The sequence below is a fragment of the Geodermatophilus sp. Leaf369 genome (assembly GCF_001424455.1).
Lineage (GTDB): Bacteria > Actinomycetota > Actinomycetes > Mycobacteriales > Geodermatophilaceae > Klenkia.
In genome coordinates, this window is record NZ_LMQA01000001.1 from 754,783 (window position 1) to 775,362 (window position 20,580).

Genomic DNA, 20,580 nt, shown 5'->3' on the forward strand with positions numbered 1-20,580 from the left:
CTGGAGCCCGAGTTGACCCGCCACACCGACCTGACCACCGCGATCCGCGCCCGCGAGCGCGTCCTGGGCTACTGGATCACCCTGGACTCCCCCGTCTCCACCGAACGGATCGCCCGCACCGGCTGGGACTACGTCGCCCTGGACGCCCAGCACGGCCTGTTCTCCTACGAGGGCATGCTGCGCGGGATCACCGCCGTCGACGCCGTCGGCGGGGTCGCCTGGGTGCGCGTGGAGGCCAACGACCCGACCTACATCGGCAAGGCGCTCGACGCCGGGGCCTCCGGGGTGATCGTGCCGCTGGTGGACGACGCCGCCCAGGCCGCCGCCGCCGTGGCCGCCGCCAAGTACCCCCCGCTCGGACGACGCAGCTACGGCCCGATGCGCTCGGCGCTGCGGGTCGGCCCGACGCCGGCCGACAGCAACGACACCACGCTGGTCTTCGCCATGATCGAGACCCCCGAGGGCCTGGCGAACGTGGCCGAGATCTGCGCGACCCCGGGCCTGGACGGCGTCTACGTCGGCCCGTCGGACCTGTGCCTCGCCGTGGGCGGCGCGTTCCCGAACGACCCGGCCGTCGCCGACGTCTTCGAGGCCGCCCTGGTCACCGTGCGCGAGGCCGCCGCCGCCGCGGGCGTCGCCGCCGGCATCCACACCGCCGCGGGCTCGCAGGCCGCCCGGCGACTGGCCGAGGGCTACACCTTCGCCACCGTCTCCTCCGACCTGACCCACCTCGAGCAGGCCGCCGCCGGGCACCTCGCCGCGGCCCGCTCGAACGAGGCCGCCTCCTCCGCCGACGCCGGGTCGGGGTACTGATGACCACTGCTCAGCTGGTCCGCAACGGCGCCCTCCGGGACGCCGGACCCGGACGCCGCGACGCGTTCCTGCCGAGCACGACCGTGCAGGTGCACGCGGCCAACCTGATGACGCTGCCCGACGGCACGCTGGGCTGCGTGTGGTTCGGCGGCACCCAGGAGGGCGTCCCGGACATCTCGATCTGGTTCTCCCGGCTGGTCGACGACACCTGGACACCGGCCGAGCAGCTGTCCGACGACGGCGCCCGGTCCGAGCAGAACCCGGTGCTCTTCCCCGCCCCGGACGGCTCGCTCTGGCTGCTGTGGACCGCCCAGCACGCCGGCGACCAGGACTCCGCCGAGGTGCGCTGCCGGGTGTCGCCGGACTCCGGTGCGACCTGGGGTGAGACCCGCACGCTGTTCCCGGCGACGTCGACCGGCGGCGTCTTCGTCCGCCAACCCGTCGTGGTGCTGCCCTCGGGCCGCTGGCTGCTGCCGGTGTTCTCCTGCGTCACCGTGCCCGGGCAGAAGTGGGTGGGCGACGTGGACACCAGCTCGGTGATGGTCTCCGACGACGCCGGGGCCACCTGGCGCGAGGTCGCCGTCCCGGCGTCGACCGGCTGCGTGCACATGGACGTCGTCCCGGTCGAGGGCGGACTGGCTGCCTTCTACCGGAGCCGCTGGGCCGACTGGGTGTACCGCTCCACGTCCGCCGACGACGGGGACACCTGGACCGCGCCGGTGCCCACCGAGCTGCCCAACAACAACAGCTCGATCCAGGTGACCGCCCTGGCCGACGGCCGGCTGGCGATGGTGCTGAACCCGACCCAGGCCGGCCCGGACACCCCGCGTCGGCTGTCGCTCTACGACGAGATCGACGACTCCGGGCTGGCGTCGGAGCAGGGCGCTGCCGAGCCGGTCGTGGACGACGGCGAGCGGCACGCGTTCTGGGGCACCCCGCGGGCGCCGATGACGCTGGCGCTGTCCGCCGACGGCGGGGTGACCTGGCCGGACCGCCGGGACGTGGAGACCGGCGACGGGTACTGCCTGTCCAACAACAGCCGCGACGGGGTGAACCGGGAGCTGTCCTACCCCTCGGTGCACCAGACCCCCGACGGCGCGCTGCACCTGGCGTTCACCTACCACCGGACGGCGATCGAGCACGTCGTCGTCACCCCGGACTGGGTGACCGCGGGCTGATGCACGCCCTCGTCACCGGCGTCAGCTCCGGCATCGGCGCCGCCGTCGTCGACCGGCTGCTCGCCGACGGCTGGTCGGTCACCGGGGTCAGCCGCACCGCCCCCGAGCCGCGCCCCGGGCTGACCTGGCTGGGCGCCGACCTGGCCGAGGTCGAGGCCGTGCCGGGTCTGCTCGCCGAGATCGGACCGCTGGACGCCGTGGTGCACTCAGCCGGCGTCCAGCGGTCTGCCCCGCTGGGCTCGCTGTCCCCGGCCGACGGCGCGCTGATGTGGCGGCTGCACGTGGACGCGGCGACCGCCGTCGTGGACGCCGTGGTGGACCGGGTGGTCGACGGCGGCCGAGTGGTGCTGATGGGCAGCCGCACCGCGGTCGGGGTGGCCGGCAAGAGCCAGTACGCCGCGACCAAGGCCGCGCTGGTCGGGCTGGCCCGGTCCTGGGCGATCGAGCTGGCGCCCCGGCGGATCACGGTCAACGTGGTGGCCCCGGGCCCGACCGAGACCCCGATGCTGCTGGACCCCGGCCGGGCGGCCACCCCGCCGAAGGCACCCCCGCTGGGCCGCTTCGTCCGCCCGGCCGAGGTGGCCGGGCTGACCGCGTTCCTGCTGGGACCCGAGGGCGGGATGGTCACCGGTCAGCAGCTCGTCGTCTGCGGCGGCGCGTCCCTGTGAGTGCTCAGACGAAGGCGCTGAGACCGGTGATCGAGCGGCCCACGATGAGGGTGTTCATCTCGCGGGTGCCCTCGTAGGAGTACAGCGCCTCGGCGTCGTTGAAGTACCGGATGACGTTGTTCTCCAGCACGATCCCGTTGCCCCCGAAGAGCTCGCGGGCCATGGCCACGGTCTCCCGGCCGCGGGCGGTCACGTAGCTCTTGGCCAGCGCGGCCTGGTCGTCGCGCAGGTCGTCGGTCTCCTGCAGCTGGGCGATCCGGACGACCATGCCGAGCGAGGCGGTCACGTTGCCCAGCATCTTGGCCAACAGGTCCTGGATGAGCTGGAAGCTGCCGATCGGCTTGCCGAACTGGACGCGCTCCTTGGCGTAGGCCACCGCGTACTCGTAGGCGCCCATCTGGCAGCCGACCCCGGACCAGGCGACGCCGCCGCGGGTGACCTTGAGGACCTTGTTGACGTCCTTGAAGGTGTTGCCGCCCTCGAGCTTGTGGTCGGCCGGGATGCGGCAGTCGGTGAAGACGAGGTCGGCGTTCTGCACGGTGCGCAGGGCGAACTTGTCCTCGATCTTCGACGCGGTGAACCCGGGGGTGCCCTTGTCGACGACGAAGGTCTTGACCGCGTCGTCGGCCTCGTCGCGGGCGAACACGATGACGTGGTCGGCGAAGGTGCCGTTGCCGATCCACCGCTTGGCGCCGTTGAGCACCCACTCGTCGCCGTCGCGGCGGGCCGTGGTGCGCAGCCCGCGGGCGACGTCGGAACCACCCTCGGGCTCGGTCAGCGCGAAGGCGCCGATCTTGGTCATCGCCATCATCTCGGGGATCCAGCGCTGTCGCTGCTCCTCCGAGCCCAGGATCATGATCGAGCCCATGGCCAGGCCGTTGTGCACGCCCAGGAAGGTCGCGATCGAGGGGTCGACGCGGGCGAGCTCGAGGGCCTGGAAGCCGCCGTACATCTTCGACGCCGGCACCCGCCCGTCCCACTCGTAGGCGCGGCCGACCGCGTCGATGGCGGCGAACTCCGGGATGAGGTCCATCGGGAACTCCGCCGCCGCCCAGGCCTCGTTCACCCGGGGGGTCACCTTCTCGGCGAGGAACTGCCGCAAGGTGAGCAGCTCCTTGCGCTCCTGGTCGGACAGCAGGGTCTCGTAGCCGAAGAAGTCCCCGGTCAACAGGTCAGCGGTCATGGTGCAGCACTCCTCGGTGACGACGGCGTCGGACTCGATCGTCCGCCGGTTACCCGCCGGTAGCCACTCCACCCGCCCCTGGCCGGGGTGACCTTCCCCCCAGGCTGCGCGGCCATCGCCCACCGATCCCGGGAGACCGCGTGCGCTTCGCGCAGGTCCGCTGCTGGGGGTGGCGACCGGCGCGTCGTCGCCGCTGCATCGACACCTCGGGCCGCGTCCGGGCCCGCGACCCGGCCCCCGACGTGCTGCCCCGGGCGCTGGAGCGGCCCCGGCTCCGGTCCGGGGTCGGCGAGGTGCTCCTCACCGTGAGCGCCCGCTGGGGCTCGGCCGGGGCGAGGGTGTGGTCGAGCCCGGACGGCACCGTGCTCCGGGCCGAGATCGGGTGAGCCCGGCCCGCCACTAACCTCGCCCCCATGGTCTCCCTGGGCACCCCGCTGTCTCCCTCGGCCACCCGCGTGATGCTCCTGGGCAGCGGTGAGCTGGCCAAGGAGGTGCTCATCGCGCTGCAGCGGCTGGGCGTGGAGACCATCGCGGTCGACCGGTACGAGCACGCGCCGGGCCACCAGGTCGCCCACCACGAGCGGACGATCACGATGAGCGACCCCGCCCAGCTGCGGGCGCTGATCGAGGCCGAGCGGCCCGACGTCGTGGTCCCGGAGATCGAGGCCATCGCCACCCCGACCCTGGTGGAGCTGGAGGCCGAGGGCGTGCGGGTGGTGCCCACCGCCCGCGCGGCCCGGCTGACCATGGACCGGGAGGGCATCCGGCGGCTGGCCGCGGAGACCCTGGGCCTGCCCACCAGCCCCTACCGGTTCTGCGACTCCCTGGACGAGCTGCGCGCCGGCGCCGACGCCGTGGGGTTCCCGTGCGTGGTCAAGCCGGTGATGAGCTCCTCGGGCAAGGGGCAGAGCACGCTGCGCACCGAGGTGGACGTCGAGCGCGCCTGGGACCACGCGATGGCCGGGAGCCGGGTCGCCGGCACCCGGGTGATCGTGGAGGGGTTCGTCGACTTCGACTACGAGATCACCCTGCTGACCGTCCGCTCGCTGCGCGACGGTGAGCCGGTCACCGACTTCTGTGCCCCGATCGGACACCGCCAGGAGTCCGGGGACTACGTGGAGAGCTGGCAGCCCCAGCCGATGTCGGAGGTCGCGCTGACCCGGGCCCGGGAGATCGCCGCCGCGGTGACCGACGACCTCGGTGGCCTGGGCCTGTTCGGGGTCGAGCTGTTCGTCCGCGGGGACGAGGTGTGGTTCTCCGAGGTCAGCCCGCGCCCGCACGACACCGGGATGGTCACGATGACCACCCAGTGGCAGAACGAGTTCGAGCTGCACGCGCGCGCTCTGCTCGGTCTGCCGGTGGACACCTCGCTGCGCACCACCGGCGCGTCGGCCGTGGTCTACGGCGGGGTCGAGGCCACCGGCATCGTGTTCGACGGCGTGGACGAGGCCCTGGCCGTGCCGGGCGTCGACGTCCGGCTGTTCGGCAAGCCGGAGAGCTTCACCCGGCGGCGGATGGGGGTCGCGCTGGCCCGCGGCGAGGACGTCGACACCGCCCGGGCCACCGCCCGCGAGGCCGCCGGCAGGATCCGCCCGCACGCCTGATCACCCCTCCCCGCGGAAGGGCAGCACCGCCGCGGCGGCCTCCCGGTGGCGCACGCGGGCCCGGACGCCGGGGAAGGGGTCGATCGTGACCCCCGCCTGCCCCCGGGTGACGACCCGCTTCCAGGTGCCGACCACCTCGCCGTCCTCGACCAGGGTCGGGAAGAAGACGCCGTTCATCCCCGGCACCACCCGCTCGAAGAACCGCGGGGCCAGCACCGGCGACCGGTCGGTGTAGCCGAGCACCCACTCGTCGAAGCCGGCCAGGGCGCGGACGCCGTCGGGCACGGGGTCCGGAGGCTCACCCAGCGTCCAGTACGAGGCGCCCCCGCAGGTCACCTCGGTCAGCTCGTCACGCACGGCGGCGAACCCGGCCCGGACCTCGGTGAGCGTGAGCTTGGTCCACCAGGCGAGGTCCCGCTCCGCCGCCGGCCCGTGCCCGGCCAGGAAGCGGCGGACCACCTCGGCGACCGCGGCCGACCGGTCCGTCGGCGGCTCCCCCGGGGCCCACTCGTCGAGGAGCACGAAGCCCTGTGCGGGCCCACCGGGCAGCTCCCCGAGCGGCGGCCCGAGCACGAGGAGGCCGTCGTGGGCCAGCCGGCCGATCAGGTGCACGCCGCGCTGACCGGCGGTGTCGATCCCGGCGTCGACGAACGTGGCCAGCAGGTCGGCCCGTCCCAGCCCACCTGCTGCCGAGGTCCCGGCCAGTGCCACCCGCGCGGCGTCGGCGGCCCGCGCGCAGTCGTGGTCGGTGAGCCCGAGCTGCCGGTGTCGCGGTGTCGACTCGGCGACTTGTCGATGCGCGGTCAACCACAGCAGCAGGCGCAGGTCGGCCGGAGCGAGGGTGAAGAGCGTGCCGCGCATCGGCCACGACCGGACGACCTCACCGGCAGCGAACGCCGCCCACACGTCCTGCACCGTCCCACCCGCCAGCCGTGCGCCCACCGCCCACTCGGCCTGCCGGAGGTCCTGGGACTGCAGCGCGAACAAGCCCCGCACCACCTCGGCGACACCACCCAGCGGCCGGGTGAGGCCCTGGCCGGCCAGCCGCATCCGACGCAGGGTCGGGGTGTCGACGTCCATGCAGCCTCCCGGGTCGGTGGGCGGCGAACGTAGCGGGGAGGTCCGACAGAACCCCTCAGAGGTCGGGGACCAGCAGTGCCGCAGCCCGGGTCAGCACCTCGCCGAGGTCGCTGTCGGGGTGGGCGATCCAGTGCTCGTGCGCGGCCAGTGACGCGGCCAGCGCGGCGTGGCCGACGGCCACCGGCACCACGTCGTCCGCGGGCAGTCCGAGCCGCTGGGCGGTGAATTCCGCCGCAGCAGCCCGCCAGGCGTCGAAGGTGGTGTGCGCGTACGCCCGCAACGCCGGGACCTCGAGGATGAGCTGCGCCCGCTGGCGGGCCCAGACCTCGTCCCCCGGCGCCACGGCGAGGGCGGCGACCACCCCGCGGCGCACCGCGGCAGCGACCGGCTCGTCGGCCGGCGCGGCATCCAGGGCCGCACGCAGCCGGGCGACGTCGGCCGGGGACTCCAGGAAGAGCACGTCGGCCTTCGTGGCGAAGTACCGGAAGAAGGTCCGTCGGCCGATGCCCGCGGCCGCAGCGACGTCGTCGATGCTGGTCCGTTCGTACCCGCGGGAGAGGAAGAGGTCCTGCGCGACCCCGGCCAGCTCGTGCGCCGACGTGGCCGCCGGCCGTCCGCCGCGTTCCCCCGTGGTCACGCTCCGATGGTGCCGCACCGGTCGGTGGGAACGATCCCCTTCCGTTGTGACACCCAGTGCCATAACCTGCGACCCAGATCACACACCGAGGAGAGGAACCGACATGGGTCGCATGGACGGGAAGGTCGTCTTCGTCACCGGAGCCGCCCGCGGGCAGGGCCGCAGCCACGCGCTGCGACTGGCCCAGGAGGGCGCCGACGTCATCGCCGTCGACGCCTGCCGGCAGATCGAGACCACGCCCTACCCCACCGCGACCCCCGAGGACCTCGCGGAGACCGTCCGCCAGGTCGAGGCGCTGGACCGCCGGATCGTGGCCAGCCAGGTCGACGTCCGCGACCTCGACGGGCTCACGAAGGCCGTCGCGGACGGCGTGGCCCAGCTGGGCCGGCTCGACGTCGTGCTCGCCAACGCCGGCATCTCCACCCCCGCGTCCACGCTGGACATGGACGAGGAGACCTGGCAGACGATGATCGACGTCAACCTGACCGGCGTCTGGAAGACGGTCAAGGCAGCGGTCCCGCACGTCATCGCCGGCGGGCGCGGCGGCTCGGTGGTCATCACCAGCTCGCTGGCCGCGATCTACGCCAACCCGAACACCGCGCACTACTCCGCGGCCAAGGCGGGCCTGGTCATGTTCGCGAAGGTGCTGGCCAAGGAGCTGGCCCCGCAGAGCATCCGGGTCAACACGATCCACCCGACGACGGTGGCCACCGACATGATCCTCAACGAGCCCACCTACAAGCTCTTCCGCCCCGACCTGGAGCACCCGACCCGGGCGGACTTCGAGGAGGCGGCGCTGACGCTGAACAAGCTGCCGATCCCGGCCGTCGAGGCCGTCGACATCTCCAACGCCGTCCTCTACCTCGTCTCCGACGACGGCCGCTACGTCACCGGCACCACCCACGTGGTGGACGCCGGCGGCCAGCTCTGACCCACCCCACCCACCAGGAGGAGAACAGCATGGGACTGCTCGACGGCAAGGTCGCCCTCATCACCGGCGGCGCACGCGGCCAGGGCCGGGCGCACGCACTGGTCTCGGCGAAGGAGGGCGCCGACGTCGTCCTGGTCGACATCGCCGACCAGATCGCCAGCGTGCCCTACCGGATGGCCACCCAGGACGACCTCGCGGAGACCGTCCGCCAGGTCGAGGCGCTGGACCGGCGCGCGATCGCGGTCACCGCCGACGTGCGCTCGCAGCAGCAGATGGACGACGCCGTGGCCCGCGGCATCGCCGAGTTCGGGAAGATCGACATCCTCATCGCCAACGCCGGCATCTGGACCCAGGCCCCGTTCTGGGAGATCACCGACGAGGCGTGGGAGGACATGATCGGCACCAACCTGACCGGCGTCTGGAAGTCGGCCAAGGCGGTCGCCCCGCACATGATCGAACGCGGCAGCGGCTCGATCGTGATCACGTCGTCGGTGAACGGGTTGGAGCCGGGACCGGACTACGCGCACTACGTGTCCAGCAAGCACGGCGTGATCGGGCTGATGAAGAACATCGCGCTGGAGCTGGCCCCGCACGGGATCCGCTGCAACTCGATCAACCCGGGGGCGATCAAGACGCCGATGACCGACCACCAGGGTGCGTGGGACATGTTCGCCGGGCACGAGGGCGGCACCGAGGCCGACATGCTGGAGGGCGGGTACCACTTCCACGCGCTCAAGGGCATGACGTTCCTGTCGCCGGGGGTCATCGCGAACACCGCGCTGTACCTGAACTCCGAGCTGGCGGCGGCCGTCACCGGCGTGACCATCCCGGTGGACGCCGGGCACATGTTGCTGACCGGGTTCAACCAGGCGCCGGTGAAGTAGTCGGTCCTGACGACGGCCCGGGTGTCCACAGCCCGGGCCGTCGTCCACAGACCCGCCCCGCGGGGTGTCCGGTGTCGGACCCGACGGGCAGGCTGACCGGCATGCGCACCCCGTGGCGGACCTCCCGCCGCTCCCCCGAGGACGACCCGTCGGTCGTGTTCGCCCACGCCGTGGGCGCCGCGCGACAGCAGGACGTCCCGGTCGAGGTGCTCGACGCGCTGACCACGGCTCTCGCCGGGCTCTCCCCCGACCTGGACCTGCCCGAGGTGCCCGGCTCCCTGGCCGATGCGGTCACGACGCTCTACGGCCGGGGGTGGCAGCCCGCCGACGTCGCCCACGTCGCGCGCCGCCGGCTCAGCCAGCGGGCCGGCAAGCTCGCCGCTGCCGTGGTCACCGCGGAGGCCTCGTCCAGCGGTGCGGCCCGGCGGGCGCCGCGCGAGTGGGTCGACCAGCTCGACGCACTGGGGACGACGACGGGCCTGCCCGGCTGGTGGCGCTCCACCGGGGTCGAGCCGGCCACCGCCTGGCGGGACGTCGTCCGGTTGCTCGCGCTGCTGCTGCAGCTCCCGGCGATGGAGCAGCTCCTGCCCACCCCGGCCGGCTGGCCGCAGCACCGTGTCGAGGGCGCGGCCGTGCCGGCCGGGCCGGTGGACGAGAAGGTCCTGGGCCGGGTGCGCGGGCTGCTGGCGAAGGCCGAGCGCACCGAGTTCCCCGAGGAGGCCGACGCGCTCACCGCGAAGGCCCAGCAGCTGATGAGCCGGCACGCCATCGACGCCGCGGTGCTGGCCGACCGTCGGCCGGCCGGTGCCGAGGCGGGGGTGGTCGCCCGCCGGCTGCACCTGGACGACCCGTACGCCGAGCCGAAGGCACACCTCCTGCAGGCGGTCGCCACGGCCAACGGCGCCCGGGTGGTGCTGCTGCCCGACCTGGGGATCGCCACGGTCGTGGGGCAGCCGGTCGACCTCGAGCTGGTCGACCTGCTGTTCACCTCGCTGCTGCTGCAGGCCACCCGCGCACTGGCCGACGCGAGCCGGGGCGAGAGTGCCCACACCCGGGCGGCGGTGTTCCGACGCGGCTTCCTCTACTCCTACGCGACCCGGGTGGGCGAGCGGCTGACCGAGGCCCGGGAGCAGGCCACCCGGGAGGCGGCCGGGGAGTACGGGTCGGCGCTGGTGCCGGTGCTGGCCCGGCGCGAGGAGGCGGTCGCCGAACGGGTGGAGGAGCTGTTCCCGCGGCTGCGGGTCAGGCGCGGGCGCACCGTCGACCCGGCCGGCTGGTACGCCGGCCGGCAGGCCGCCGACCGGGCAGACCTGGGGTCGGGACGGTCACCGCTGCGCGGGTGAGCCGGCGACCAGGGCCACCGCGGCCGACGCCGGCACGGCGCCGGGGTGCAGCACCAAGGCAATCGCCTCGACCCCGTCCACCAGTCGCGGTCCGGGCCGGACGACGAGCCCGTCGGCGTCGATCGCCCACACGGTGCGTCCGGGCAGGTGCGCGGCGACCTCCCGGGCCTGCTCCACTGCAGCCTCGAGCCCGAACCCGCACGGCGCCACCAGCACGACCTCGGGGTCCCCGGCCTCGATCGCGTCCCAGGTGGTCGGCACGCTGCGGGTGCCGGCGACCGCGCCCACGGGCTCCCCGCCTGCGGCGGCGACCAGGTCGGGCACCCAGTGCCCGGCGGTGAACGGCGGGTCCACCCACTCGACCACGGCGACGCGGGGTCGCGGGCGTCCGGCGACGGCACGGGCCACGGCGGCCAACCGGGCCCGGAGCGCGTCGGCGACCTCGGCGGCACGGTCCGGGACGCCCGCCCGGGCACCGACCGCGGTGATCGTGGCCAGCACGTCGTCCAGGGTGTGCGGGTCGAGGGTGAGCACGTCGGCCGTCGTCCCCAGGTGGGCGAGGGCGTCGGTGACCGCACCGGCGGGCAGCGCGCAGACCTGGCAGAGGTCCTGGGTGATGACGAGGTCGGGGGCGAGCTCGGCCAGCGCACCGGCGTGCAGCGTGTAGAGGTCCTCCCCGGCAGCCACGCGGGCCCGTACGGCGGCGTCGATCTCCCCCGGGGACAGCCCGACGGTGTCCAGCCCGCCCACGACGACGGCCGCGCGCTCTCGGATCCCCGGCGGCTGGTCGCACTCGAAGCTGACCCCGACCAGGTCACCGGACAACCCGAGCGCGTCGACGATCTCGGTGGCGGACGGGAGGAGCGAGACCAGGCGCACCACCCCACGGTAGGTGCGTAGCGTCGGCTCATGGACCTGCCTGCCGGACTGCTCGAGCTGCTCCGCTCCCCCGCGCCCTGCTTCATCGCGACGCTGATGCCCGACGGCGGGCCGCAGATGACCGAGACGTGGGTGACCACCGACGACGCGGGCCGGATCGTGATCAACACCGTCGCCGGGTTCCAGAAGGTGAAGAACATGGAACGCGACCCGCGGGTGGCGCTGAACATCGCCGACCCACAGGCCCCGGCCCGCTACTACGGGATCCGCGGTCGGGTCGTCGACATCACCGCCGACGGCGCGGTCGAGCACATCGAGGCACTGGCCCAGAAGTACCTCGGCGGGCCCTACCCCTGGTACGGCGGGCGGGACCAGCAGCGGCTGGTCGTCACCATCGAGGCCGACTCGGTGCACTCCCCGCAGGGCTGATGCGCCGGTAGGTTCCGCGGCGCCGCTCCCGTCGTCCCGGAGGTCCCCGTGCTCGGTCGTAACTCCTTCACCGCCGCGGAGATCGCCGCGGCCCGTGCCGATGTCGCCGGTCAGCTGGCGACGTTCCGCGCGGTGCCGCCCGGACCCGAACGCGACGCCCTGGAGCCCCGCTTCGCCTCGGCCGTGCTGCTCGCCCTGGACCGCCGGTTCGTGCACCGCACCCGCGGACTGGCCGGCAGGAAGGGCACCCCGCTCAACGAGCTGGAGTTGGTCGCCGAGGGCCTGATGGGCGCCGGGCAGCTGCCGGGCAGCACGGTGGTGAGGTACGACGCCGCGACCGCCGTGCTGGGTCTAGCGGTGGGCGCGGAGATCGCCCCGTCCGCGGACGACGTGGAGGCCCTCGCCGCCGCCGTGTTCACCGAGCTGGAGGAGACGTCCGCCGGTTGAGGTGGCACGCGGCCGCGTCGACGAGGAGGCCGTCGTGAGCCGACCGCAGTCCGCTCACGACGACCTCCCCGCTCATCGAGCGGTCACCGGTCGGCTCAGGGCAGGACGCCGTCTGCCCGGTAGCGGTCGAAGAGGCGGTAGAACGAGTCCTCGGTGCGCACGTACCCGGTGAAGCCCATCAGCCGGGACTTGCTCATGTCGGCGAGCACCTCGATGTCGCGGCCGAGGTCGGAGTCGGTGTGCCACCAGGAGGCCACCCGGGACAGGTCGGGCTCGACCAGCCCGTGCTCGGCGACGACCCGGGCCCACACGGGCTCGGCGTCGGCCATCTGCTCCTCGAGGGGCCGGGGCGCCTCGGCGAAGCCGACCGGCTCGACGTCCAGGGCGGTGGCGAGCTTGGGCCACATCCAGCGCCAGCGGAAGACGTCGCCGTTGACCACGTTGAAGGCCTCGTCGGCCGCGGCCTCGGTGGTGGAGGCCCAGATCATGTGGTCGGCGAGCAGGCCGGCGTCGGTCATGTCGACCAGGGAGTTCCACTGCGTCTCCGAGCCGGGGAACACGAACGGACGCCCGTCGGCGCGGCAGATCGCGGCGTAGGCGGCCAGCGTCGAGCCCATGTTCATGGCGTTGCCGACGGCGTGCCCGATGACGGTGTGCGAGCGGTGCACGCTCCAGGTGAAGCCCTGCTCGGCGGCCGCGGCGAAGAGCGCGTCCTCCTGGGCGTAGTAGAAGTTCTCCACCGGGAGACGCTCGGCGTCCTCGTGGAACGGGGTGTCGGGCATCTCGCCCTGCGCGTAGGCCTCGAAGGGCCCGAGGTAGTGCTTGAGCCCGGTGACCAGCGCGACGTGCCGGACGCTGCGGCCCGGGGCAAGCGCAGCCAGCAGGTCGGCGACCATGGCCTTGTTGACGACGATGTTCTCGGCCTCGGTGTCCTGCTTGGACCAGGCGCAGAAGAACACGTGGGTGGGCCGCAGCTCGCCCAGCGCGGCGGCCAGGGACTCTGCGGAGCGCAGGTCGGCCCTGACGTGCCGGGCGGTGGAGCCCTCGATGGGGTTGCGGGAGAGTCCGGAGACCTCCCAGCCGCCCGCGGTCAGCTTCTCGACCAGCGCGCTGCCGGTGATGCCGCTGGCGCCGACCACGAGGGCGTGCGCGCCGAGGAAGGGCGGGGTGGGTGCGTTCTGCTCGATGCTCATCGACAGGGGCAGCACCCCTCGGCGTCGCCCTGTTCCGCCGCGCGGGCTGGGATGCTGGCCACATGGAGATGTTGCGCCGACTGCAGACCGAACGACCCGTCGTGTTCTGGATCGTCCTGCTGGTGGGCTTCTGGGTCGCCTTCCGGCTGCTGATCTTCGTGGCCGAGCTGATCCTGGGCCCGTTCGGCCTGCCCGGCTGGGCGCCGCTGGCGCTGGTCCTCGTGGGCCTGGTCGTGCTCGCCCGCCGACAGAACCGCTGAGGAACGACGAAGGCCGCTCTCCCGGTGGGAGAGCGGCCTGTCGTGAAGGGTGGAGCTGAGGGGACTCGAACCCCTGACCCCCACACTGCCAGTGTGGTGCGCTACCAGCTGCGCCACAGCCCCTTGCCGACCCGGTCTGGTGCGTCCGAGCCGTTGCCAACCATACAGTCCCCGCGGCGTCGTCCCCGAGGGGGGTCCCGGCCACCGGGAGGCCACCGGCGCCCGCCCTGCGCAGGACCGCCCGACCTCAGCCGACGAGGTCGGCGTAGACGACGACGTCGTCCAGGTAGTCCCCGGTGGCGGCGTCGAAGTCCCCACCGCAGGTGATCAGCCGCAGCCCGGCGTGGTCGAGGTCGCCGTAGACCTCCGCGGTCGGGAAGTCCTCCTTGGCCATCTGGTCGACCTCGGTGACCACGAACCGCGCAGTGCTCCCGTCGGCGCGGTCCACCACCACCTCGTCGCCGGCGGCCAGCTGGGCGAGGTCGGCGAAGACCCCGGGCTCACCGGCCCAGTCGACGTGCCCGGCGAGCACCGCCGGACCGAGCTCACCCGGAGTCGGGGCGCCGGTGAACCAGCCGGCCGGGAAGCCGTCCGGCGGCACCTCGAGGGTGCCGTCGGCCTGCAGCCCGAGGTCCATCAGCTCGGAGTCCACGCCGATCGCCGGCACCTGGAGCCGCACCGGCGCCGCGGCCGGCAGCACCGGGGCCGCCGCCGTGGGCCCGGCGCTGCTCGCCGACGGTGCCGCCACCGGCGGGGGTGCCGCCGAGGAGCCGCACCCGGCCAGGACCGCCGCGGCCAGGAGGGCGCCGACCACCCGGGCCCGGCGCCCCCGCAGCGGGGTCACGGGAGGGACGGGGTCTCGGCGGCGCTGCCGTCGCCGGTGTCCACCGAGCCGACCGGGACCGTGCCCACCTGGGAGAAGACCCCCGTGCCGCGGGTGCCGTTCCCGCCGGCGTTGCCGCCCGTGGGGCCGGCTCCGGTTGGGGTGCCCCCGCCCGGGGTCCCGCTCGTGCCGCCGCCGGCCGTACTGCTCGGGGACCCGGGGCCGCCCGCCGGGGTCGTCGTGGGACCGGCCGGGGTCGTCGGGGCCGCCGAGGTCGTGGGGGCCGCCGACGTGGTGACCGGTGCCGTGGTGACCGGTGCCGAGGACGTCGGCGGGGTGGTCGCACACGCCGGGGCGGTGATCACGTTGGAGTCCAGGGTGACCGCTGCGTTGCGCGCCAGCAGCCGCCCCTGGACGACGGCACCCGTCTGGGCCTCGATCGCGGTGTTCGCGTAGACCGTCCCGACGAAGGTGCTGTTGGTGCCCAGCGTCGCCGAGCTGGTGACCTGCCAGAAGACGTTGCAGGCCTGCGCCCCGCCGATCAGCGTGATGGTGCTGTCCGAGGCGGTGATCAGCGTCGAGCCCGACTGGAACACGAAGACGGCCGTGGGGTCGCCCTGCGCGTCGAGGGTGAGCGGGCCGGTCAGCGACAGTGACGTCGGGTTGGTGTAGACCCCCGGCACGAGGGTGCGGGCGTCCACGTCGGCCAGGTCGGCCGGCACCTGGTCGGCCGGCCCCTGACCCGCGGTGTCCAGGTACGCGACGTCCAGGTCGCTCTGCGCCTGCTGGGCGACACCGTCACCGCCCCGGGCCACACCGGTCTGCACGATCGTCCCGTTGTCGGTGAGGCTCGCGTCCGGGAAGCTCCCGGTGTCCCCGTTGATCGTGGTCGTGCCGGTGTTGGTGATCCCGGTGGCCGCCAGGACGGCGAACGACTGCGTCGTCCCCTGCGGTACCGCGGTGGCGGCCGCCGCCTCGGCGGTGCCGGCCGTGCTGATCAGTCCGACGGCAGCCAGCAGGATCGTGGAGGCGACCCCGCCGGCGAGCCATGTGGTTCGGGTGGGCTGACGCCCGTGGTCGAGAACCGACGTCATGTCGGCACTCCTGTCTCCGACCCTCGTGGGCCGGTTCGCGTCGTTCACAGAAGACGACGCCGGCGTGGATGCCGAGGCACGAGGGACCTTCGTGGGATCAGCCTGACTCCCCGGCCGGCCCATACCGGCAGGATCAGCGGCGTGTCGTCACAGACGTGGAGTGATTCCACTCGCCGAGTGACTCTCGGACCGGCGGCTCACCGTGGGTGAGCGCGCCTCAGATGTCTGCGCCCTGTTCGCGGAGCCAGACGACCGGGTCGACGGGCGGGCCGTCCAGGCCGCCGGAGTGCACCTCGAAGTGCAGGTGCGGGCCGGTGGACTGTCCCCGGCTGCCCAGCAGCGCGATGGTCTGCCCGGCCTCGACGACGTCGCCGGCGGAGACCTCGATCTCCTCCATGTGGCCGTAGATCGTCACGTCGCCGCTGACACCCAAGACGTAGACGGCCTGGCCGTACCCGCTGGCCGCACCCGCTCGCAGCACGACGCCGTCCTCGGCCGCGTACTCCGGCGTCAGCATCGGCGCGGCGAGGTCGATGCCCCAGTGCATGGTGCCCCAGCGCTGGCAGAAGCAGGTGGTCATCCGGGCGCCGTCCACCGGGACGACGACCTTCGGGCGGGCCGCCTCGGCAGCGGCGACCGCGGCCGCCTCGGCCTCGGCGCGCTCGGCCCGGCTGGCGGCCACCTCGGCCAGCCGCTGCTGGGCCTGGGCCTCGGTGATCGCCATCTGCGGCATGAGCTCGGCCTCGTCGAGGAACGCCGCGTTCTCCGAGGCGGCCAGCGCCTGGGCGACGCTGTCGTCGGACGTGGCCTCGGCCGGGGTGCCCGGGAACCCCAGGGTCGCGGCGAGCACCCCGCCCAGGGCGAGCGCCGCCACCAGGACCGCCGGTCGCCGTCGAGCACCCGTTACTACCGCCACCCGTGCTCCCCCGTCGTCTGCTGCGCCTGGTTCGACAGCAGGCAACCTAACGAGCCGTGACCGGTCTGTGACCCCCCGCTCGGCGCGTCCTCGCTGACACGCCGTGTGGCAAACCACACCGGTGTCATTCGGGCCGACCGGGGAGGTCGGTCAGTGGTGCGGGTGTGGTGCCGGTGCGGGCGCCGGGACGGCGAGGGGCACCCCGGTGGTCTCCCGCGCCGCGGTGCGCCGGGCCAGGACGGCGACCCCGACGACCAGCCCGACCACACCGACCACCTGGCCGGTGGTGGCCAGCAGACCCGGGGCCAGGACCTCCCCGTAGACCGGTGCGGCGAGCCCGACCGCGACCAGCGGCTCGAGCACGGCCATCACCGGCAAGGACTCGATGAGCGCGCCGGACTGGTAGGCCCACTGGGCGAACACGATCGAGGCGGCACCGGAGGCCAGCAGCAGGTAGGTGGTCCAGCTGCCGAGCAGCTCGGCCGGCGGGTGGGCCACCACGTCCTTGAGCAGCAGCCCGGTGATGCCGAACCCGCCTCCGGCCGCCAGGCCCAGCGCCAGCGCCTTGTGCGGGGCGGCCGGGCGCAGCGACCAGAGCGCGGCCAGCACCATCACCGCTGCAGCCCCGCCGGCGCACAGCAGCAGCGCCCTCGGCTCGGCGAAGGAGCTGCCGTGCTGGGGCCGGGCGGACACGACGAACAGGCCCAGGGTCACCGCGACGACGCCGGCGGCGATCCACTGCCCGCGCTCGGGCAGCAACCGGTCGGCGTGCCGCCGGTCGACCAGGGCACCGAGCGCCAGGGAGATGACGAGACCGCCGGACAGCAGCGGCTGCACGACCACGACCGGCCCGAACTTCAGCGCCGAGGCGTGCAGCAGGAACCCGCACAGCGCGGCACCCTGACCGCCGATCCAGGCCCGGTTGCGCACCAGCTTGCCGACCAGGCGGAGCACCGCCCCCTGCGGGAGGTCGGCGGCGGCGTCCGTGGCCGCCCGGTGCTGCACGACGGTGGACACCGCGAAGGCGCACGCCGAGAGCAGCGCCAGCAGGATCGACGCCCCGAGGTGCCCCTGCTGACCGGGCGGAGGGCCCTGGGCGGCGAGGACCGCCAGGGCGTGGGTGTCCAGAGACCCGGCGCGCACCCCCGTGTCCAGCACGGGCCCGAGCCTGCCACGGGTCGGGGTCGACGTCGCGCGGGACGCCCGATCAGCCGGTGACCGGCACCGTCACGGTGACCTCGCCGGACCGGTCGAACACGAACGTCACCTCGACCTCGTCGCCCACCGCCACCGGCCGCTCGGTGTCCGGGAGCACCACCGCGGCCGTGCCGTCCAGGCCCAGGTGCAGCACCCCCTCGGCCGGCACGGTCCACGGCCCGGCGTCCACGGCGCCGAAGCCCGTGCCGCTCACCGTCTGAAGCGTGTCGTCGTCGGGCCCGGCGTTCTGCACGTCCAGCCGCAGCACCGCGTCGTCCCCGGCGTCCAGCGCCCCGTCGCTCGCGTCGGCGATCGAGGCCCGCAGCACCGTGACGTCCTTGCTCACCTCGACCTGCGCCGAGGTCTCCCCGCCCGGTGCCTCCTCGGCAGCGGTCTGCCCGAGGTCACCGCTGCCGGCGCACCCGGTGAGCACGAGGGCGGCGAGCGGGAGGGCCAGCAGGGAACGGGTCACGAGTGGTGGAGGTGCCCCCGGTCGAGGTGGTTGAACCCGTGACCGTCCTCTCCGGGGCTCAGACGGGGACGACGACGGGCCGGTCGCGGAACCGGCGCGCGGCCAGCGCCCCGCCGACCACCAGGCCCAGCCCCCCGGCCAGCAGCACGGCGACCGAGGCCCGGGCCAGCACCGGGGGGCCGGCCGCGAGCAGGTTCGCCGTCCACAGCACGTCGACGTCGGGCAGGCCCTGCACCAGCAGCAGCCAGCCGACGACGACGGCCAGCACGCCGGTCAGCGACCCCCGCCCCCGCGCCGCCGCCCGGACCGCGGCCACCACCACGAGCAGCACCAGCAGCGCCGGCACCAGCGCGGACAGCACGGCGCCCGGGTGCGACCCGACGGTCACCGAGGGGGCCGGGGTGGCCACGGCGTGGCCCAGCGAGGCCGACGCCCCCAGCCCCAGCGCGGCAGCGAGCGGACCGGCGGTGCGGGCGAGCGAGCCGGCGGCGACGACGCCGGCGAGCACCAGCGCGTAGAGCGGCCACACCAGCCAGCCCGGTGGCGGGGGCGACCAGGTCAGCACCCCCGCGACGTCCACCGGCGTGCCCCCCAGCGCCATCGGCACCGTCCAGGAGATGACGGTGTGCGACACGGTCGGGTCGGCGGTGACCACCGGGGGCAGCTGACCCTCGCTCATCCAGTGCGTCCGGTGGTCGTGCCAGGCGTACTGCGGCTGCGTCGAGACCTGCACCCAGTCCGGCGTCCCCAACGGGTCGGCGTCGGACGGCAGCGGCGTCCGGCCGAACCGGTCCAGGTTGATCGTGGTCGCCGGGCTGTGCGCGTTGCGCCAGACCCCGTCGGGGCCGATCCGCAGGTAGGGCTCCCCGGAGTAGCCGGGCACGGTGAGCTCGGTGTCGGTGGTGTTGACGACCTCGAGCTCGTCGCCGAACTGCAGCACCCGGACGTCGACCCCGGGCAGGTCCGGACGCACCGAGGTCACCGCGCCGTCGAAGTCGCTGCCTGCCACGCCCTCGCCGACGTGCGCCGCGGCCGGACCGGCCGGCGCACCGGCCGCGACCACGGCCAGGAGCACGAGCAGCGCCCGTGCCCCCATCCGGCGCAGCCCCGCGGTCACGCCGGCCAGTCTGCCCTCACTCGCCGGCGACGACCGCCAGGTCGTGCGCGATGTCCCGCGAGGTGTTCCCGGCGTCGAAGGCCACGTCGGCCTCGCCGTCCGTGCCGTAGAGCAGCAGCAGCGAGGAGTGCTGCTGGCCCATCTCCTCGGCCAGCGGCACCCCCGCCGCCAGCTGGGCGGCGTCGATCTCGGCCTGCGAGCCGGTGAGCCCGACGATCGCCGGGGCCGGTGCGGTGGAGAACAGGGACAGGTAGTCCCCCAGCACCTCGGGGGTGTCCCGGGCCGGGTCGGTGGTCACGAAGACCACCGTGGTCGCCGCGGCGACCTCCGGGTCCGACGTCTGCAGCGCGATCGCGACGTCGGCCATCGTGGTCGGGCAGATGTCCGGGCAGTTGGTGTACCCGAAGAACAGCAGCGTCGGCCCGTCGGCGGTCTGCGCCGCGAAGTCGTACGGCGCCCCGGCCTGGTCGGTCAGGGTGAACGACGGCTTCTGGTACGCGTCGCGCAGGAACAGCCCGTCGTACGGGTTGTCCGGCCCGGACACCGTCGCGGGGGCCTCGCCCGAGGTGTGGTCGCCGTGCCCGCCGGCCGCGGCCTGGTCGGCCTCCGCGGACCCACCGCAGCCGGCCAGCACCAGCCCGGCGGTCAGCGCGATCGCGGCCAGGGACGTGCGACGTGGGAGGGAGCTCACGAGGCCACGGTACGACGGCGTGCGGCCAGGCCCAGGGCGAGTCCGGCCACACCGGCGACCAGCCCGAGCCCACCGAGCACCAGCGCGGTGACGGCGATCCCGTTGCCGCTGCCGTCCTCGGCCGCGGTGGCATCGGTGGCCGAGGCGGCGGTGTCGGTGCCGCCGTCCGAGCCGTGCGCGTCACCGCTGGCGGCCGTCGAGCCGCTCAGGTCCAGGACCGGGGCCGGGTACTGCGGCTCGGGCTGGCCCTCGACGGTCGGCTCGATCCAGGCGGACTCGGTGCCGTCGCTGTAGGTCTGCACGGTGCCGAAGGAGACGGTCTCGGCGTCGGGGAACGGCCCGCCCAGCAGGGAGAACTCCTGGAACTGGCCGGGGGCGATGCCACCACCGGCGTCGGCGGTGAACTGCACGACGGTCACCGCGCTGGTGATCTCCTCGCCGTCGGACTCCACCGGCGGGTCGAGCTGGGTGGTGGTCGGGGTGATCGTCCAGCCGGCCACCGGCTCGGCCTGCACGAAGGTCAGCGGGGTGTCGGTGGGCAGCTGGATGCGCAGCGAGACGGTGCTGGCGGTGTCGCTCTCGTTGGGCACCCGGAAGGTCATCACGCCGAAGCCGCCCGGGGCGGCCTCGTCGGAGGACACCCGGACGTGCGCGGAGGCGACGCCACCGCCGGCGGCCACGGCGATGCCGGTGGCCAGGGTGAGGACGGCGAGACGACGGGGGGTGGTGGACATGCTTCTC

Annotated in this window: 24 protein-coding genes and 1 tRNA gene; 11 read left to right on the forward strand and 14 right to left on the reverse strand. The window is 74.2% G+C overall.

The features are described from left to right. The first annotated feature begins 12 nt into the window (after window positions 1-12). From ASG36_RS03725 to ASG36_RS03735, 3 genes are read left to right on the forward strand one after another with little or no spacing between them, the layout of a single operon-like run. Window positions 13-813, forward strand: coding sequence for an HpcH/HpaI aldolase/citrate lyase family protein (locus ASG36_RS03725; RefSeq protein WP_082522758.1), 801 nt, complete (start codon window positions 13-15; stop codon window positions 811-813). Beyond that, a complete protein-coding gene (locus ASG36_RS03730) occupies window positions 813-1,991 on the forward strand; it encodes an exo-alpha-sialidase (RefSeq protein WP_055759601.1) in 1,179 nt (392 codons plus the stop codon). Before ASG36_RS03725 ends, ASG36_RS03730 begins: the two co-directional genes overlap by 1 nt. Then, entirely contained in the window at window positions 1,991-2,659 is a 669-nt protein-coding gene (locus tag ASG36_RS03735) for an SDR family NAD(P)-dependent oxidoreductase (RefSeq protein WP_055759604.1), read from the forward strand. The genes ASG36_RS03730 and ASG36_RS03735 overlap by 1 nt, the downstream gene beginning before the upstream one ends. A 4-nt stretch (window positions 2,660-2,663) precedes the next feature. Here ASG36_RS03735 and ASG36_RS03740 read toward each other — a convergent pair whose 3' ends face one another. Next, entirely contained in the window at window positions 2,664-3,842 is a 1,179-nt protein-coding gene (locus tag ASG36_RS03740; protein ID WP_055762356.1) for an acyl-CoA dehydrogenase family protein, read from the reverse strand. 140 nt (window positions 3,843-3,982) lie between these two features. On the opposite strand from ASG36_RS03740, the gene ASG36_RS03745 reads away from it, so the two are divergent. Continuing rightward, entirely contained in the window at window positions 3,983-4,228 is a 246-nt protein-coding gene (locus ASG36_RS03745; RefSeq protein WP_055759607.1) for a hypothetical protein, read from the forward strand. A 27-nt stretch (window positions 4,229-4,255) separates the two neighbouring features. Then, on the forward strand, window positions 4,256-5,446 hold the full coding sequence (gene purT, locus ASG36_RS03750; protein ID WP_055759610.1) for a formate-dependent phosphoribosylglycinamide formyltransferase: 1,191 nt from the start codon (window positions 4,256-4,258) through the stop codon (window positions 5,444-5,446). On the opposite strand, the gene ASG36_RS03755 is transcribed toward purT, so the two are convergent. Together ASG36_RS03755 and ASG36_RS03760 are read right to left on the reverse strand one after the other, a co-directional pair. After that, window positions 5,447-6,526, reverse strand: coding sequence for a winged helix DNA-binding domain-containing protein (locus ASG36_RS03755; RefSeq protein ID WP_055759614.1), 1,080 nt, complete (start codon window positions 6,524-6,526; stop codon window positions 5,447-5,449). Between the two features lie 55 nt (window positions 6,527-6,581). After that, on the reverse strand, window positions 6,582-7,163 hold the full coding sequence (locus tag ASG36_RS03760; protein ID WP_055759616.1) for a TetR family transcriptional regulator: 582 nt from the start codon (window positions 7,161-7,163) through the stop codon (window positions 6,582-6,584). Between the two features lie 112 nt (window positions 7,164-7,275). Here ASG36_RS03760 and ASG36_RS03765 point away from each other — a divergent pair, with 112 nt between their 5' ends. The 3 genes from ASG36_RS03765 to ASG36_RS03775 all read left to right on the forward strand — a co-directional run bounded on the left by ASG36_RS03765 (window position 7,276) and on the right by ASG36_RS03775 (window position 10,321). Then, a complete protein-coding gene (locus ASG36_RS03765) occupies window positions 7,276-8,094 on the forward strand; it encodes a mycofactocin-coupled SDR family oxidoreductase (protein ID WP_235494542.1) in 819 nt (272 codons plus the stop codon). 29 nt (window positions 8,095-8,123) lie between these two features. Beyond that, window positions 8,124-8,978: a mycofactocin-coupled SDR family oxidoreductase gene (locus tag ASG36_RS03770; protein ID WP_055759621.1), complete on the forward strand. Its 855-nt coding sequence runs from the start codon at window positions 8,124-8,126 to the stop codon at window positions 8,976-8,978. 101 nt (window positions 8,979-9,079) lie between these two features. Then, window positions 9,080-10,321, forward strand: coding sequence for a DUF2786 domain-containing protein (locus ASG36_RS03775; protein ID WP_157498538.1), 1,242 nt, complete (start codon window positions 9,080-9,082; stop codon window positions 10,319-10,321). Here ASG36_RS03775 and ASG36_RS03780 read toward each other — a convergent pair. Beyond that, window positions 10,304-11,200, reverse strand: coding sequence for an ABC transporter substrate-binding protein (locus ASG36_RS03780; RefSeq protein WP_055762359.1), 897 nt, complete (start codon window positions 11,198-11,200; stop codon window positions 10,304-10,306). The genes ASG36_RS03775 and ASG36_RS03780 overlap by 18 nt on opposite strands. Window positions 11,201-11,230: 30 nt before the next feature. Here ASG36_RS03780 and ASG36_RS03785 point away from each other — a divergent pair, with 30 nt between their 5' ends. Further along, window positions 11,231-11,629, forward strand: coding sequence for a TIGR03618 family F420-dependent PPOX class oxidoreductase (locus ASG36_RS03785; RefSeq protein ID WP_055759629.1), 399 nt, complete (start codon window positions 11,231-11,233; stop codon window positions 11,627-11,629). Window positions 11,630-11,677: 48 nt separating this feature from the next. Further along, window positions 11,678-12,076, forward strand: coding sequence for a hypothetical protein (locus ASG36_RS03790; protein ID WP_055759632.1), 399 nt, complete (start codon window positions 11,678-11,680; stop codon window positions 12,074-12,076). A gap of 95 nt (window positions 12,077-12,171) precedes the next feature. Here ASG36_RS03790 and ASG36_RS03795 read toward each other — a convergent pair whose 3' ends face one another. After that, window positions 12,172-13,269, reverse strand: coding sequence for an SDR family oxidoreductase (locus ASG36_RS03795; protein ID WP_157498540.1), 1,098 nt, complete (start codon window positions 13,267-13,269; stop codon window positions 12,172-12,174). A gap of 62 nt (window positions 13,270-13,331) precedes the next feature. Here ASG36_RS03795 and ASG36_RS03800 point away from each other — a divergent pair, with 62 nt between their 5' ends. Then, the gene (locus tag ASG36_RS03800) at window positions 13,332-13,529 is read left to right on the forward strand and encodes a hypothetical protein (RefSeq protein ID WP_055759634.1); all 198 of its coding nucleotides are present in this window, start codon (window positions 13,332-13,334) and stop codon (window positions 13,527-13,529) included. 50 nt (window positions 13,530-13,579) lie between these two features. On the opposite strand, the gene ASG36_RS03805 is transcribed toward ASG36_RS03800, so the two are convergent. From ASG36_RS03805 to ASG36_RS03845, 9 genes are all read right to left on the reverse strand, one after another. Beyond that, window positions 13,580-13,652: transfer RNA gene (locus ASG36_RS03805), tRNA-Ala, on the reverse strand. A 124-nt stretch (window positions 13,653-13,776) separates the two neighbouring features. After that, a complete protein-coding gene (locus ASG36_RS03810) occupies window positions 13,777-14,373 on the reverse strand; it encodes a class F sortase (protein ID WP_055759637.1) in 597 nt (198 codons plus the stop codon). Further along, window positions 14,370-15,446: an ice-binding family protein gene (locus ASG36_RS03815; RefSeq protein ID WP_055759640.1), complete on the reverse strand. Its 1,077-nt coding sequence runs from the start codon at window positions 15,444-15,446 to the stop codon at window positions 14,370-14,372. The genes ASG36_RS03810 and ASG36_RS03815 overlap by 4 nt, the downstream gene beginning before the upstream one ends. A gap of 217 nt (window positions 15,447-15,663) precedes the next feature. Continuing rightward, on the reverse strand, window positions 15,664-16,362 hold the full coding sequence (locus tag ASG36_RS03820) for a M23 family metallopeptidase (protein WP_055759643.1): 699 nt from the start codon (window positions 16,360-16,362) through the stop codon (window positions 15,664-15,666). 150 nt (window positions 16,363-16,512) lie between these two features. Then, the gene (locus tag ASG36_RS03825) at window positions 16,513-17,520 is read right to left on the reverse strand and encodes a DMT family transporter (RefSeq protein WP_055759645.1); all 1,008 of its coding nucleotides are present in this window, start codon (window positions 17,518-17,520) and stop codon (window positions 16,513-16,515) included. Window positions 17,521-17,569: 49 nt separating this feature from the next. Beyond that, on the reverse strand, window positions 17,570-18,031 hold the full coding sequence (locus ASG36_RS03830) for a hypothetical protein (RefSeq protein ID WP_055759648.1): 462 nt from the start codon (window positions 18,029-18,031) through the stop codon (window positions 17,570-17,572). A gap of 58 nt (window positions 18,032-18,089) precedes the next feature. Further along, window positions 18,090-19,148, reverse strand: a complete 1,059-nt coding sequence (locus ASG36_RS03835) for a hypothetical protein (protein WP_235494544.1) — start codon at window positions 19,146-19,148, stop codon at window positions 18,090-18,092. 16 nt (window positions 19,149-19,164) lie between these two features. Beyond that, the gene (locus tag ASG36_RS03840) at window positions 19,165-19,839 is read right to left on the reverse strand and encodes an SCO family protein (RefSeq protein ID WP_055759651.1); all 675 of its coding nucleotides are present in this window, start codon (window positions 19,837-19,839) and stop codon (window positions 19,165-19,167) included. After that, window positions 19,836-20,573, reverse strand: a complete 738-nt coding sequence (locus tag ASG36_RS03845; protein ID WP_055759654.1) for a YcnI family protein — start codon at window positions 20,571-20,573, stop codon at window positions 19,836-19,838. Before ASG36_RS03845 ends, ASG36_RS03840 begins: the two co-directional genes overlap by 4 nt. Window positions 20,574-20,580 lie beyond the last annotated feature (7 nt).